The 11,857-nt window shown below is 66.1% G+C and carries 15 protein-coding genes; 11 read left to right on the forward strand and 4 right to left on the reverse strand.

The features are described from left to right. Positions 1 to 271: 271 nt before the first annotated feature. Positions 272 to 706, reverse strand: a complete 435-nt coding sequence (locus tag ACZ6YI_RS18695) for a cell wall hydrolase (RefSeq protein ID WP_465779966.1) — start codon at positions 704 to 706, stop codon at positions 272 to 274. Between the two features lie 488 nt (positions 707 to 1,194). Beyond that, positions 1,195 to 1,980 (reverse strand): CAF17-like 4Fe-4S cluster assembly/insertion protein YgfZ, encoded by a 786-nt coding sequence (ygfZ, locus tag ACZ6YI_RS18700; protein ID WP_465779967.1) that lies wholly within the window; start codon positions 1,978 to 1,980, stop codon positions 1,195 to 1,197. A 126-nt stretch (positions 1,981 to 2,106) separates the two neighbouring features. On the opposite strand from ygfZ, the gene ACZ6YI_RS18705 reads away from it, so the two are divergent. The 9 genes from ACZ6YI_RS18705 to lolD all read left to right on the forward strand — a co-directional run bounded on the left by ACZ6YI_RS18705 (position 2,107) and on the right by lolD (position 8,586). After that, positions 2,107 to 2,274 (forward strand): DUF1674 domain-containing protein, encoded by a 168-nt coding sequence (locus ACZ6YI_RS18705; RefSeq protein ID WP_440325660.1) that lies wholly within the window; start codon positions 2,107 to 2,109, stop codon positions 2,272 to 2,274. Between the two features lie 57 nt (positions 2,275 to 2,331). Then, the gene (sdhC, locus tag ACZ6YI_RS18710; protein ID WP_440325662.1) at positions 2,332 to 2,724 is read left to right on the forward strand and encodes a succinate dehydrogenase, cytochrome b556 subunit; all 393 of its coding nucleotides are present in this window, start codon (positions 2,332 to 2,334) and stop codon (positions 2,722 to 2,724) included. After that, positions 2,721 to 3,107 carry a succinate dehydrogenase, hydrophobic membrane anchor protein gene (sdhD, locus tag ACZ6YI_RS18715; protein ID WP_440325664.1) on the forward strand — a complete coding sequence of 129 codons (387 nt, stop codon included), beginning with the start codon at positions 2,721 to 2,723 and terminating at the stop codon, positions 3,105 to 3,107. Before sdhC ends, sdhD begins: the two co-directional genes overlap by 4 nt. A 3-nt stretch (positions 3,108 to 3,110) precedes the next feature. After that, positions 3,111 to 4,898, forward strand: coding sequence for a succinate dehydrogenase flavoprotein subunit (gene sdhA, locus ACZ6YI_RS18720; RefSeq protein ID WP_465779968.1), 1,788 nt, complete (start codon positions 3,111 to 3,113; stop codon positions 4,896 to 4,898). A gap of 21 nt (positions 4,899 to 4,919) precedes the next feature. Then, a complete protein-coding gene (locus ACZ6YI_RS18725) occupies positions 4,920 to 5,708 on the forward strand; it encodes a succinate dehydrogenase iron-sulfur subunit (RefSeq protein ID WP_247336199.1) in 789 nt (262 codons plus the stop codon). A 119-nt stretch (positions 5,709 to 5,827) separates the two neighbouring features. Further along, positions 5,828 to 6,076, forward strand: a complete 249-nt coding sequence (locus ACZ6YI_RS18730) for an FAD assembly factor SdhE (RefSeq protein WP_440325667.1) — start codon at positions 5,828 to 5,830, stop codon at positions 6,074 to 6,076. After that, a complete protein-coding gene (locus ACZ6YI_RS18735) occupies positions 6,048 to 6,461 on the forward strand; it encodes a hypothetical protein (protein ID WP_465779969.1) in 414 nt (137 codons plus the stop codon). The genes ACZ6YI_RS18730 and ACZ6YI_RS18735 overlap by 29 nt, the downstream gene beginning before the upstream one ends. 201 nt (positions 6,462 to 6,662) lie before the next feature. After that, positions 6,663 to 7,904 (forward strand): lipoprotein-releasing ABC transporter permease subunit, encoded by a 1,242-nt coding sequence (locus ACZ6YI_RS18740; protein WP_465779970.1) that lies wholly within the window; start codon positions 6,663 to 6,665, stop codon positions 7,902 to 7,904. Next, on the forward strand, positions 7,897 to 8,586 hold the full coding sequence (gene lolD, locus ACZ6YI_RS18745) for a lipoprotein-releasing ABC transporter ATP-binding protein LolD (RefSeq protein WP_440325332.1): 690 nt from the start codon (positions 7,897 to 7,899) through the stop codon (positions 8,584 to 8,586). Before ACZ6YI_RS18740 ends, lolD begins: the two co-directional genes overlap by 8 nt. A gap of 109 nt (positions 8,587 to 8,695) precedes the next feature. Here the strand turns inward: lolD and ACZ6YI_RS18750 are convergent, their stop codons facing one another. Both ACZ6YI_RS18750 and ACZ6YI_RS18755 read right to left on the reverse strand, forming a co-directional pair. Continuing rightward, positions 8,696 to 9,445: an anti-sigma factor family protein gene (locus tag ACZ6YI_RS18750; RefSeq protein ID WP_465779971.1), complete on the reverse strand. Its 750-nt coding sequence runs from the start codon at positions 9,443 to 9,445 to the stop codon at positions 8,696 to 8,698. Then, entirely contained in the window at positions 9,442 to 9,957 is a 516-nt protein-coding gene (locus ACZ6YI_RS18755) for an RNA polymerase sigma factor (protein ID WP_465779972.1), read from the reverse strand. The genes ACZ6YI_RS18750 and ACZ6YI_RS18755 overlap by 4 nt, the downstream gene beginning before the upstream one ends. Positions 9,958 to 10,090: 133 nt before the next feature. Here ACZ6YI_RS18755 and ACZ6YI_RS18760 point away from each other — a divergent pair, with 133 nt between their 5' ends. Both ACZ6YI_RS18760 and ACZ6YI_RS18765 read left to right on the forward strand, forming a co-directional pair. Further along, the gene (locus ACZ6YI_RS18760; RefSeq protein WP_465779973.1) at positions 10,091 to 11,173 is read left to right on the forward strand and encodes a catalase family peroxidase; all 1,083 of its coding nucleotides are present in this window, start codon (positions 10,091 to 10,093) and stop codon (positions 11,171 to 11,173) included. After that, a complete protein-coding gene (locus tag ACZ6YI_RS18765; protein WP_465779974.1) occupies positions 11,170 to 11,703 on the forward strand; it encodes a cytochrome b in 534 nt (177 codons plus the stop codon). The genes ACZ6YI_RS18760 and ACZ6YI_RS18765 overlap by 4 nt, the downstream gene beginning before the upstream one ends. The last annotated feature ends 154 nt before the right edge of the window (positions 11,704 to 11,857 follow it).

The raw sequence follows: 11,857 nt of genomic DNA on the forward strand, positions 1-11,857 counted from the left end.
CGGCCTTTCCGTGTTTTTGGGCCTACGGCCGGGTTTTACTCTGACGCCCCGCCCACTTTGGGGGCGGGGGGGGGGGGGGGTGGGGCCCCCCCCCCCCCCCCCCCCCGCCCCCCCCCCCCGCTCCCACAGGTATCTGGCAAGGCTTGATTGAACCCGCCGCATGGCGGGTTTCTTTTGGCCAAAAAAAAGACCCTCGTCCGAGGGCCCCTTTTTCCCGGGAATCGCAAGCTGCCCGCCCCGATTCCTTTTCCCCACGTTGTGTAGCGCTTCGTCAGTTCACGGCGTAGAACGCGTGGTCGCCGATCTTGCGGACGATGCGGCTGGCGGACCATGTGGGTGCGACAGCAACGGTGGCGAAGTGATCCGCCTGCGGAACATAAACCAGGCGTTCGCTCTTCGGCAGGCTCCAGTTATTGAGCGAGTCGCCGGCGATCTTCCATGCCTTTGTCCAGGAGACGAGGTCGGTGACCTCAAAATCCTTCGGCGTGGTGGTGATAGCGAACTGGCGCGGCGCGGAAACGACGTCGCACACATTCTTGCCACCCATGCCGCGATCACGCCGGCGGAGGGCGACTTCGGCCACCGCATACTGCCCGATGGTCGGTTCGCTACGTGCTTCGAGGTACACCGTCGTCGCCAGGCACGTCTGGTCGGCAAGGTGGCTCGGGAGGACGGACGCCATCCAGAGCAATGCTGAGAGTTTCATGTGTTTCTGCCTCCAACGAGCTTTTCCGTCACTTGCGGCGTCTCTTGGAAGAGCCATGGGGGACGTACGGGCGGTAGACGGGCGGGCAGGCCGTTACTACCTGGACCAACCGAATGCATCCGCTGGGGTAAGCGGTTGAACACGAATGCTTCGGGCGTCACACACTGTGACTGTACTGGGCGGCTGTCCGGAGCCTCCCGGTAGGGGTTCGCCGAAAGGGAGCGGCATCGCGATGGCGGCGGCTCCGTCGGCTACAGCGCGCTCTAAGGCGGCGCGCAGTTCAATATCCACCGGCTTTCGCCGGGTCGCGCCAGAACCGTCATCGTCGACGGATCGTCGCGGGTGTAACCATGGCGATACACCATGGCCACGCAATGGGATCGGCGGAGACTAGTGGCGCGTCACGTTTTACGCAAGTGCAGATGCGGCACGATTCAGCTTAGGCTCACGCTGTTCAGAAACTATTTTTTACGAAACTGTGCGAAACGTCACGCAGCGAACGTCGACAAGACGTGTAGGCGTACGCCGTCAATTTCAAGAGTTTCCGCCTGAGCCGCGGCATCTTCCAATACGACAAGCGATATAGGGCGTTCTACGGATTCGTTGTGCATCAGAGTGATACCGACATCACGTCCGTCAATGCGCAGTGATTGTCCATGCGTAAGCGCGACATCAGGTCGCACCGTGCGCAGGTGACGCTTGTGCCCGCCGAGGAAATGCAGGCGCGCAGCGATTTCCTGGCCCGGGAAACAACCCTTGTTGAACGACACCGCATTCAGTCGTTCCATGGAAAGCGCAGGTGGCAACAACGCGTCGAGTGCTTCATCGGGCAACCACGCGAATCCTTTTTCAATATGTCGCGCGATCCATGCATCACCGTCATCGCGCATACCGATATGTATCGATGCATCCCCTTCACCAAGCACGAGTGAAGCGTCGTTGCCTTCGATCGCATGCATGTCGTCGCATGCATCGCCATCGGCGATGAAGCGTGCATTGTGCAGGGTGATCGTTACCTTCGAACGAAACACGAAACGCTTGAGGTCGCTCGCGAGGCGTTCGCCATCGCCACCGCGCGGCACGATGACAAAGCGGTCGTCGGCGACACGCGCGACCTGGAACAGCGCACGGACCCGCCCCTTGGGGTCGAGCCAGCCGCTCCATTGCCAGCGGCCGGTGGCCAGGGCAAGGACGTCGCTGCTCAGCTGGGCGTTGGCGAAGGCGGCGGCATCGGGGCCGGCGAGGGTGATGGGGCGAGTGGTACGGCTCGGCATGGGGGCGCGGGGAAGGGGAGGGAGGAGTAAGATATACGGTCAGGCCAAGGCCAAACCAAGCCTTGCCGGGTTAGTCAAGGTTGTGCTGAACAGGCACAGGTATTACGCTTTTAGAGTTTTATAACCATGTCCGACCATCCCTCAGCGCCCGAAAAGTCGAACGATTCCGCTCCCGCGAAACCGCTCGTACCGCCGGTCGTCCCCACGAACGGTGTGCCAGGGGTCGAGAAAGCGCCATTGGATCCCACCCGTTACGGTGATTGGGAAAAGAACGGACGCTGCATCGACTTCTGACCGGAAGGCGTGCGAGGGCTAGTTGGGCATCAGCGATTCCAATCCAGGATAGCCGCCATGGCACAAACGGGACGACCGCTCTCACCCCACCTCCAGGTCTACAAATGGCAAGTGCAGATGGTTTCTTCCATCCTGCATCGCGCCACCGGCATCATCCTTGCCGTCGGTAGCCTCCTTATCGTCTGGGGCCTCGCGTCCCTCGCCGCCGGCCCCGAAGCCTACGCGACGTTCACCGCCTGTGCCGGCAGCGCCTTTGGCATGCTGGTGCTGATCGGCTGGACCCTGGCGTTCTTCTACCACCTGGCCAACGGCATCCGCCACCTGGTCCAGGACACGGGCAAGGGCTACGCCATCGAGTCGTTCGTCCGCTCCAGCTGGACCGCGATCGTGGTCGCCATCGTGCTGACCATCGCCGTCTGGGCCTACGTGCTCACCGGAGGCCACGCATGAGCAAGGACCTGCGCAACCCGCTCGCCCGGGCCCGCGGCCTGGGCTCCGCGAAGGAAGGCGTCAGCCACTGGATGCTCCAGCGCGTCACCGCGCTCGGCCTCGTGTTCCTGACCCTGTGGTTCCTCTGCACGCTGCTCGGCCTGCTGCATGCCGACTTCGCCACGGCACGCGCCACGCTCGCGAAGCCCTGGAACGCCGTGCTGGCCATCGCCTTCATCGTCACGATGTTCCGCCACGCCGTACTCGGCCTGCAGGTGGTCATCGAAGACTACGTCCATACCCGCTGGCTCGAAGTGGCTTCGCTGGTCCTCATCAAGTTCATCGCCGTACTTGCCGCGCTCACGGGCGTGCTGGCCGTGCTGCGTGTCGCGCTCGGAAGCTGATCCATGGAAGCCTACAAGGTCCAACAACATAAGTACGACGTGATCGTGGTCGGCGCCGGTGGCGCTGGCCTGCGCGCCACGTTCGGCCTCGCCGAAAAAGGCCTCAAGGCCGCGTGCATCACCAAGGTGTTCCCGACGCGTTCGCACACCGTCGCCGCGCAGGGCGGTATTTCCGCCGCGCTGGGCAACATGGGCGAAGACGACTGGCGCTTCCACTTCTACGACACGATCAAGGGCTCCGACTGGCTCGGTGACCAGGACGCCATCGAGTACATGTGCCGCGAAGCGATCCCGGCCATCATCGAACTCGAGCATTACGGCGTGCCGTTCTCGCGTACGGAAGAAGGCAAGATCTACCAGCGTCCGTTCGGTGGCATGACCACGCACTACGGCAAGGGCACCGCGCAGCGTACCTGCGCCGCGGCCGACCGTACCGGCCACGCCATCCTGCACACGCTGTACCAGCAGGCGCTGGCCCACGACGCCACGTTCTTCATCGAATACTTCGCGATCGACCTCATCTTCGACAAGGATGGCGTCTGCCGCGGCGTGCTCGCGCTCGACATGAACGAAGGCACGCTCCACCTGTTCCGCGGCCACGCGGTGGTCATGGCGACGGGCGGCTACGGCCGTGCTTACTTCAGCGCCACCTCGGCCCACACCTGCACGGGCGATGGCGGCGGCATGGTGCTGCGCGCCGGCCTGCCGCTGCAGGACATGGAGTTCGTGCAGTTCCACCCGACCGGTATTTACGGCGCGGGTTGCCTCATCACGGAAGGCGTCCGCGGCGAAGGTGGCTACCTCACCAACTCCGAGGGCGAGCGTTTCATGGAGCGCTACGCGCCGAACGCGAAGGATCTTGCCTCGCGTGACGTCGTCAGCCGCGCCATGACCATCGAAATCCGCGAAGGCCGTGGCGTGGGTCCGAACAAGGATCACATCCACCTGAACCTGATGCACCTCGGTCCCGAGGTCATCGGCGAGCGTCTCCCGGGTATCGCCGAATCCGCGCGCATCTTCGCCGGCGTCGACGTGACCAAGGAGCCGATCCCGGTGCTGCCGACCGTCCACTACAACATGGGCGGCATCCCGACCAACTACCACGGCGAAGTGGTCACCAAGCTCGGTGACGATCCGGATGCCGTGGTGCCGGGCCTGTTCGCCATCGGCGAGGCCGCCTGCGTGTCGGTGCACGGCGCCAACCGCCTGGGCTCCAATTCGCTGCTCGACCTGGTGGTGTTCGGCCGTGCGGTGGCAAACCGCTGCGCCGAGGTCATCAAGCCGGGCACGGCCCATCCGGACCTGCCGGCGAATGCGCTGGACCAGGCCCTGGGCCGCTTCGATGCGCTGCGCTACGCCAACGGCAGCACGCCGACGGCCGCCATCCGCGCCGAGATGCAGAAGACCATGCAGAACGACGCCGCCGTGTTCCGCACCGGCGAAACCCTGCAGGAAGGTTCGAGCAAGATCTCCGAGGTGTTCTCGAAGTTCAAGGACGTGAAGGTCACCGACCGTTCGCTGGTCTGGAACTCCGACCTGATCGAGACCCTGGAGCTTTCGAACCTGCTGGCCCAGGCCGTTGCAACCATGCATTCGGCCAACCAGCGCCCCGAGAGCCGCGGCGCCCACGCCCGCGAGGATTTCCCGGACCGCGACGACCACGACTGGCAGAAGCACACGCTGGTCTGGATCGACGAGGAAGGCCGCTCGAAGTTCGATTTCCGTCCGGTGCATATGTACACCCTGACGGACGAAGTCGAAGTCGTGCCGCCGAAAAAGCGCGTTTACTAATACCGGACCGGAGAGGCAATCGTGGCAGAGTTCACGCTACCCAAGAATTCCACTATCACGGCCGGTAAGCACTTCCCGGCGAAGGGCGCGAAGAATACGCGCACCTTCAAGATCTACCGCTGGACGCCGGATGACGGCCAGAACCCGCGCACCGATACGTACGAGGTCGATCTCGATACGTGCGGCCCGATGGTCCTGGACGCCCTGCTGAAGATCAAGAACGAGATCGACTCGACGCTCTCGCTGCGCCGTTCGTGCCGCGAAGGCATCTGCGGTTCGTGCGCGATGAACATCCAGGGCACCAACACCCTGGCGTGCACGCGCTCCATCGAGGAATGCGGCAGCAACGGCACCATCAACATCTACCCGCTGCCGCACATGCCGGTGGTGAAGGACCTGGTGCCCGACCTGACGCACTTCTACGCGCAGTTCGCGTCGATCAAGCCGTGGATGCGCACGCAGAGCCCGGCCCCGGCCGACAAGGAGCGCCTGCAGTCGCCGGAAGACCGCAAGAAGCTCGACGGTCTCTACGAGTGCATCCTGTGCGCCTGCTGCTCGACCTCGTGCCCGAGCTACTGGTGGAACGGCGACCGTTACCTTGGTCCCGCCATCCTCCTGCAGGCCTACCGCTGGATCGTGGACAGCCGTGATGAAGACACCGGCAACCGCCTGGACGATCTCGAGGATCCGTTCAAGCTGTACCGCTGCCACACCATCATGAACTGCGCCCGCACCTGCCCGAAGGGCCTGAACCCGGCCAAGGCGATCGCGGAAATCAAGAAGCTGATCGTCCAGCGCCGCTCGGCCTAAGGCCTCGATGAGAAGTGTGGGAGCGGGGGGGGGGGCGGGGGGGGGGGGGGGGGGCCCCCCCCCCCCCCCCCCCCCCCCCCGCTCCCACAGTCGTTTTCACTCCCGAAGGTGCGTCTGTGATGGAAGAAGCCCGCCTCAAGCGCCTGCGCTGGCGTACCCGCCGCGGTACCCGCGAACTCGACCAGCTGTTCGGCTGGTGGCTCGACGAGCGCTTCGCCGACGCGGATGAGGCGGCCAGGCTGGCATTCGATGAGCTGCTCGACGTGCAGGATCCCGATCTCTGGGATTGGGTGATGGGCCATGCCCACGCCCCGCGCGACGACTGGCAGGCAATCATCGATGACATCCGCACAAGGCATCACCTTTGAGGCACGCCCGTCGGCCAGGCTGAGCCTGCTGCTGCTCTGCATCGTTGCCGCCGGGGCCATGGCGCCGTGGCCCACCGAACTCCCCGCTGCCGCCCGGATGGCGCTTTCCCTCGCTGCGCTGGCCTTTGGCCTGTGGCGCGTCCACCAGCAACGTCACCCACGGATCACGGCAGCCCAGTGGCTGCCCGGTGGTGGCTGGCTCGTCGTGGATCGTGATGGCGCGCTCCACGCCGCGGAACCCCGGGACGCCCGCGTGGTCGGTGAATGGGTGTGCCTACGGCTTTTCTGGCACGGCGGCCAGGCCAGCCTGGTCCTCGGGCCGGACAACATGGAGCCGGAGACGCTGCGGATCCTGCGAGTCCGGCTGGGCTCGGCCGGCGCCTGACCCGCCTGCCTGACCCACGGTTGTGGGAGCGCGCTTGCGCGCGATGGGGCTTGCCGCGAGCACCCATCGCGCGCAAGCGCGCTCCCACAAGTTCATGGCCCGGCCCCGTCCTAGTTGCCGAGGCGGGCTGCATCGGGCAATCTGCCGCGCGGTGCGCGTTTTTCGTCGCGGCTCCCCCTTCCAAGGTGCTTTTCGACAGGTATGTTCAGACCCCTCGAGCTCTTCATTGGCCTGCGCTACACGCGGGCCAAGCGGCGCAACCAGTTCATCTCGTTCATCTCAACGGTCTCCATCGTGTGTATCGCCATCAGCGTGACCGCGCTGATCACGGTCATGTCGGTGATGAACGGGTTCGATAGCGAGCTGCGCACGCGCATCCTCGGCGCCGTATCGCATGTGACCGTATCCGGCATCGACGAGACCGTCCGCGACTGGCAGCGCGCCGTCGACGTGGCGAAGTCCACGCCGCATGTCGAAGGGGCCGCCCCCTACGTCGAGATCCAGGCCTTCCTCCAGGCCCGCCGTTCCAGCGGCGCGATCATCCGCGGCGTCGTGCCCGACATGGAGCCGAAGGTTTCCGACCTCGACCGGCACATGGTCGAAGGGAAGATGACCGACCTCACCGACCACAGCTGGAACATCATCCTCGGCCGCGAACTGGCCCAGGAGCTGGGCGTCGAGACAGGCGACAAGGTCACCGTGGTGGTCCCGCAGTTCACGGCGACGCCGATGGGCGCGGTGCCGAAGCTGCGCAATTTCACCGTCAGCGGCATCTTCGAACTGGGCATGCAGGAGTACGACTCCAACCTGGCCCTGGTCAGCATGCCCGATGCGGAGCGCCTCAACGGCCAGTCGGGTCCCACCGGGATCCGCCTGAAGCTCGACGACATGCGCGAGGCGTGGCCCGTGGCGCAGGACCTGGTGAACAAGCTCGGCCAGACCTATCGCGTGCAGACCTGGATGGATACGCACGCCAACTTCTTCCATGCGATCGACATGGAGAAGACCGTGATGTTCGTGATCCTCTCGCTGATCATCCTGGTCGCGGTGATCAACCTGATCTCCATGCTGATGATGCTCGTGACGGACAAGCAGGCCGACATCGCGATCCTGCGCACGCTGGGTTCCACGCCGCGCAGCATCATGGGCATGTTCATGGTGCAGGGCCTGCTGGTCGGCGTGGTCGGCATCAGCGCCGGCGTGCTGCTCGGTTCGCTGCTGTCGTACAACCTGCCGGCCATCGTGAAGTTCATCGAACACGTCACCGGCCACACCTTCCTCGCGCCGGATGTGTATTACATCAGCGAGGTGCCGAGCCAGCTGCTGTGGTCCGACGTGGGCTCCGTGGTGGTCGTCACCTTTGCGTTCTCGCTGCTGGCCACCTTGTACCCGGCGTGGCGCGCCTCGCGCGTGCAGCCCGCCCAGGCGCTCCGCTATGAATAAGCCGAACGATATCGTCCTGCGCGCCACCGGCGTCGCCAAGGTGTATGAAGAGGGCGACCTGCGCACCGGCGTGCTCTCCAACGTGAACTTCGAACTGCGCCGCGCGCAGACGCTGTCCATCGTGGGCGCCTCCGGTTCGGGCAAATCCACGCTGCTGCACATCATCGGTGGCCTGGATACGCTCACCGCGGGCAAGGTCGAGGTCAATGGCCGCGTCCTGTCCGAACTCTCCGATGCGGAGCGTGGCCGCGAACGCAACCGTTCGCTCGGCTTCATCTACCAGTTCCACCACCTGCTGCCCGAGTTCACCGCGCTCGAGAACGTGTGCATGCCGCTGCTGATCCGCGGCGTGGCCATCGCGCAGGCGCAGAAGGAAGCGACCGCCTTGCTCGAACGCGTCGGCCTGGGCGCACGCCTGCGCCACCGCCCGGCGGAGATGTCCGGTGGCGAACGCCAGCGCTGCGCCGTGGCCCGCGCCCTCGTGACGCGGCCCGCCTGCGTGCTTGGCGATGAGCCCACCGGCAACCTCGACGAGGCCAACGCCGCCGCGGTGTACGACCTGATGCTGGAGCTCAACCGCGAAATCGGCACGAGCTTCGTCCTGGTCACCCACGACCAGCGCCTGGCGAAGCGGATGGACCGCACGCTGGAGCTGCACAACGGCGAGCTGTTCGAACGCTAAGCCGTCTGGCTGTTGTGGGAGTGAGCTTGCGAACGATGGCCTTGCGGCAGAGCATCGTTCGCAAGCTCACTCCCACAAATGCAGTCGTGGCCCCTCGCCAACGCGCGAGCTAGAGCGCCTTGCTGACGATGCGCTGCGCGGCCAGCCGCCCGGCAGCATCAGCCAACGCCACCACCGCGAAGTTGTGGCTGCCTTTCGACCAGTAGTTCGCCAGCAGGCCGCCGTCCTCGCGTTCGCCGCGTGGCAGCAGGTGGCGCGCTTCGCCCGGCGGGCGCACGTAGAAGCTCACCGTGTGGCCGTTGCCGTCGTCGTACAGGACCATGGCGGCCGGCCCCTGGTCGGTGGCGAACAGGCGCCCGCCCATGGGACGGAAACCGGCATCGGCGAAGTCGGGGAGGCGTACGTCCGCACCCACGCGGCCGCTGAGCCACGCTCGCAGGTCGTTTTCATTCGGTGTGCTGATATCCAGGCCCAGGCCGTGGTCCACCGCCAGCAGGCGGTAGGCCTGCATCGCATCGGCCATGGGCGCCGTCGCGCCTGCACCCATGCCACGCGCCGCCCAGCCACCGATCGCGCCAAGGCCCAGGCACAGCACGAACCCCGCGGCCAGCGCCACGCGCCGCACGCGGCGTTCGTGGACACGGGCGCGTACCGCGACCGGATCCATGGCCGGTACCGGGGCCAGGTCACCCGCCAGCAGGGCGCGCAACTGCTGTGCACCCTGGCGCCAGGCCTGTACCTCGTTCGCCCGCTCGGCGTCGCGGGCGAGGTAGCGCTCCACGTGGCTGCGCCGCGGCTCGTCCAGGTGGCCGTCCACGTAGGCGTGGATATCGTGTTCGCTGGGGGGTGAGGTGCTCATTTCAGGAGTCGCAGGGCAGGGGTTTCGGTGGATCCATCGCCCAGCGCGCGCAAGGCGCGCCGGGCCCTCGAAAGACGGGACATGACGGTGCCGATCGGTACACCCAGGATCCCGGCCACCTCCTGGTAGCTGAGCCCCTCCACGGTGACCCAAAGCAGCAGGCTGCGTTGCTCTACAGGCAACGATGCGAACGCCGCCAGGGTCGAATGCGCCTCGGCCACCCGCTCGGCGGACGGCCAGGTGGGCGCCTCGTCGCGGCCCAGCGCGTTCAGCAGCAGCGCGTACCGGCTGGCCCGGCGTTTCCCGTCAAGAAACAACCGGTACAAGATCGCGAACAGCCATGCCCGCAGACTCTCGTCATCACGGCGGGAGGATGCTTTCGCCAGGGCCCGTTCCATCGTCGACTGGACCAGGTCATCCGCCGCATGCGAATCGCGGGCGAGCCACAGCGCAAAGCGCCGCAGTCGCGGCAGCATCAGGCGCAGGGCGTCGTCGAATTGCGTATCGGGCATGCCGGGCCTCTTGCCGGAGCGGGACATGGGTTAGACGACCGTCGTGACGGAATATTCCGTGCACGGGGAATAAAAGTCGCTGACGTGCGTCCCACCTTTTGAAGCCCCGCGTCGCGGGGAAAGGAGAAACACCATGCAGGACCCCAGGAACCCGCGCCCGCCGTCAGGCCTTGCCTGGCGCTGGGGCGTGATCGGCCTGGCCGTTGTCGGTACCGCGCTCGTCTTCGGCTATGCCGGCGGCTGGCTGACCCCCGACCGGCTCGGCCCAAAGAAGATCGTGAGCCTGCTCCAGGCCAACTCGGGCCTGCACCCGGGCTACCGGCGTAATCACGCCAAGGGCATCTGCGTGGGCGGCCGTTTCGAATCCAACGGGCAACTGGCCAGCTTCTCCGAGGCCAAGCTGTTCGGCCAGGGCGTGAGTACGCCGCTCGTCGGGCGGTTCGCTATCCCTGGCGGTAACCCGCAGGCACCGGATAGCTCGGCCCCGATCCGCAGCATGGCCCTGCGCTTCGATATGGCCGATGGTGAGCAGTGGCGTACCGGCATGAACGCGATGCCGGTGTTCCCGGTATCGACGCCGAAGGATTTCTACGACCTGAACGTCGCCACCGCGCCGGACCCCGCCACGGGCAAGCCGAACCCGGACAAGGCCAAGGCTTTCTTCGGTTCGCATCCGGAGACGGGCCCGTTCCTGGCGTGGATCTCGCAGGCCAAGCCGCCGGCCAGCTACGTCGACGAGACCTACAAGAGCCTCAACGCGTTCTACCTGCGCGATGGTTCCGGCCAGCGCCACGCGGTGCGCTGGCAGGTCGTGCCGGAAACGCCTTCCACGGGCGATGGCAGCCCGGCCGCGGGCGATACGGATTACCTCGCCGCCGACCTGCAGAAGCGCCTCGCGGCCGGGCCGGCGCGCTGGCACCTGCAGTTCGTCTTCGCCAATGATGGCGATCCGGTGGATGACGCGGCGAAAGCCTGGCCCGATGACCGCAAGGTGGTCGATGCCGGCACGATCGTCCTCGACAGCTGGCAGCCGCAGGCCGATGGCCCGTGCCGTGACGTGAACTACGATCCCGCGATCCTGCCGCATGGCATGGAAATCTCGGGCGATCCGATCATCGTGGCGCGCTCGGCGGCATATGCGGAATCCTACCTGCGCCGCACCAGCGAGGAAGGCCACCTGCCGGGCACCGAACGGCCGAAGGAGGGACAGCCATGAGTCGCTACGACACTTTCCATCCGTTCGCCCGCGTGCTGCACTGGCTCATGGCGCTCATGATCCTGTCGATGCTGTTCATCGGCGCGGGCATGGTCAGCACACTGGCGGAGAAGCACGCCACGCTCCTCGCGATCCACAAGCCGCTGGGCATGGCGATCTTCGTCCTTGCGCTTATCCGGCTTGGCTTCCGCCTGGTGCACCGGCCGCCGCCGCTGCCCGTCGATATGCCGGAGTGGCAGAAGCTCGCCGCGAAGGGCTCGCACTGGGTGCTGTACGCCCTGATGATCCTGATGCCGCTGATCGGCTGGGGCATGCTCTCGGCAGGGAAGTACCCGGTGACGATGGGTGGCGGTTTCGTCCTGCCGCCAATCCTGCCGCAGGATCCTGCGCTGTTTGCCTGGCTGCGTGAAGCGCACCGCTACCTCGCGTGGCTGTTCTTCCTCACGTTCCTGGCGCACATGGGCGCCGCGCTGATGCACGGCCTGATCCGCCGCGACGGCGTGCTCAAGTCCATGACCACCGGCAACTGAGGGCTGTTGTAGGACCGTGCTGTGGGAGCGGGGGGGGGGGGGCGGGGGGGGGGGCCCCCCCCCCCCCCCCCCCCCCCCCGCGCGCCCCCAAAGGGGGCCAAGGCCCCCGTGCGGGCGTCCACGGGGGGCAGGAGGCCCGGGTTGGGCGGGTGGC

Source organism: Luteibacter sp. NPDC104163, from assembly GCF_055584245.1.

What these genes read in the sequence shown, in the direction of transcription:
- ACZ6YI_RS18695 (WP_465779966.1), bottom strand. Translation starts at nt 706, where the DNA reads ATGAAACTCTCAGCATTGCTCTGGATGGCGTCCGTCCTCCCGAGCCAC.
- ygfZ (WP_465779967.1), bottom strand. Translation starts at nt 1,980, where the DNA reads ATGCCGAGCCGTACCACTCGCCCCATCACCCTCGCCGGCCCCGATGCC.
- ACZ6YI_RS18705 (WP_440325660.1), top strand. Translation starts at nt 2,107, where the DNA reads ATGTCCGACCATCCCTCAGCGCCCGAAAAGTCGAACGATTCCGCTCCC.
- sdhC (WP_440325662.1), top strand. Translation starts at nt 2,332, where the DNA reads ATGGCACAAACGGGACGACCGCTCTCACCCCACCTCCAGGTCTACAAA.
- sdhD (WP_440325664.1), top strand. Translation starts at nt 2,721, where the DNA reads ATGAGCAAGGACCTGCGCAACCCGCTCGCCCGGGCCCGCGGCCTGGGC.
- sdhA (WP_465779968.1), top strand. Translation starts at nt 3,111, where the DNA reads ATGGAAGCCTACAAGGTCCAACAACATAAGTACGACGTGATCGTGGTC.
- ACZ6YI_RS18730 (WP_440325667.1), top strand. Translation starts at nt 5,828, where the DNA reads ATGGAAGAAGCCCGCCTCAAGCGCCTGCGCTGGCGTACCCGCCGCGGT.
- ACZ6YI_RS18735 (WP_465779969.1), top strand. Translation starts at nt 6,048, where the DNA reads ATGACATCCGCACAAGGCATCACCTTTGAGGCACGCCCGTCGGCCAGG.
- ACZ6YI_RS18740 (WP_465779970.1), top strand. Translation starts at nt 6,663, where the DNA reads ATGTTCAGACCCCTCGAGCTCTTCATTGGCCTGCGCTACACGCGGGCC.
- lolD (WP_440325332.1), top strand. Translation starts at nt 7,897, where the DNA reads ATGAATAAGCCGAACGATATCGTCCTGCGCGCCACCGGCGTCGCCAAG.
- ACZ6YI_RS18750 (WP_465779971.1), bottom strand. Translation starts at nt 9,445, where the DNA reads ATGAGCACCTCACCCCCCAGCGAACACGATATCCACGCCTACGTGGAC.
- ACZ6YI_RS18755 (WP_465779972.1), bottom strand. Translation starts at nt 9,957, where the DNA reads ATGCCCGATACGCAATTCGACGACGCCCTGCGCCTGATGCTGCCGCGA.
- ACZ6YI_RS18760 (WP_465779973.1), top strand. Translation starts at nt 10,091, where the DNA reads ATGCAGGACCCCAGGAACCCGCGCCCGCCGTCAGGCCTTGCCTGGCGC.
- ACZ6YI_RS18765 (WP_465779974.1), top strand. Translation starts at nt 11,170, where the DNA reads ATGAGTCGCTACGACACTTTCCATCCGTTCGCCCGCGTGCTGCACTGG.